This is a genomic window from Staphylococcus agnetis, from assembly GCF_002901865.1.
Taxonomy (GTDB): domain Bacteria; phylum Bacillota; class Bacilli; order Staphylococcales; family Staphylococcaceae; genus Staphylococcus; species Staphylococcus agnetis.
This window is the reverse complement of sequence record NZ_PPQF01000020.1, coordinates 1-764: the sequence shown is the minus strand read 5'-3', so window position 1 is coordinate 764 and position 764 is coordinate 1. Positions and strand designations below refer to the sequence as shown.

Here is a 764-nt window from a genome sequence, read left to right as displayed (position 1 = left end):
AATCAGGACCACCCGTAAAACGGGTGGTTTGCTCTTGGGCTATAAGCCCGCTTTACCGGCTAGCGTCTAAAGGCGCTGGCTTTTTCATTTCATGCTCAAGCCAAAATGCCATTGTCTCTTTAGCTAGCCTCTAAAGAGGCTTTTGACTAACTTCAATAACCCTTAAAAGGGTCTTCATATTCTCTTACGCTCAACTTATCAATCGCTTTATCGTGTTTTTCTTGGTTCTGTATATATTTTTTTATTGTAGCTTCATTTAATCCAACTGTACTTACATAATATCCTTCTGCCCAAAAGTGACGATTTCCAAATTTATATTTCAAATTTGCATGTCTATCAAATATCATCAAAGCACTTTTACCTTTTAAATACCCCATAAAGCTTGAAACGCTTATTTTAGGTGGGATGCTCACTAATAGATGTACATGATCTGGCATCATATGTCCTTCTATAATCTCCACACCTTTGTATTTGCACAATAACTTTATAATTTCAATAATTGATGGTCTGTATTGATTGTATATGCTTTTTCTTCTATACTTTGGAGTAAATACAATGTGGTATTTACACATCCATTTTGTATGTGCTAAACTCTTGGCTTCATTAGCCATAACAAATCCCTACTTTCGTTATTAATTTGGCTTGAACACCTTAATTATAACGCTAAGCAGGGATTTTTTAGTATAACTTTTGTTGCCCACCCGCATAGCAGGTGGTTTATTGTTTCGCACGTTTTACGTGCTCAACTGACTGAAGTCATTAAT

At 35.7% G+C, this 764-nt stretch carries 1 protein-coding gene; it reads right to left on the bottom strand.

Going from position 1 to position 764, the window contains the following annotated elements:
* Nucleotides 1-152: 152 nt before the first annotated feature.
* Nucleotides 153-611, bottom strand: coding sequence for an IS200/IS605 family transposase (gene tnpA / locus CD172_RS03480; RefSeq protein WP_103345497.1), 459 nt, complete (start codon nt 609-611; stop codon nt 153-155).
* Nucleotides 612-764 lie beyond the last annotated feature (153 nt).

Coding starts and splice junctions, on each gene's coding strand:
- tnpA (WP_103345497.1), bottom strand. CDS start 611: ATGGCTAATGAAGCCAAGAGTTTAGCACATACAAAATGGATGTGTAAA.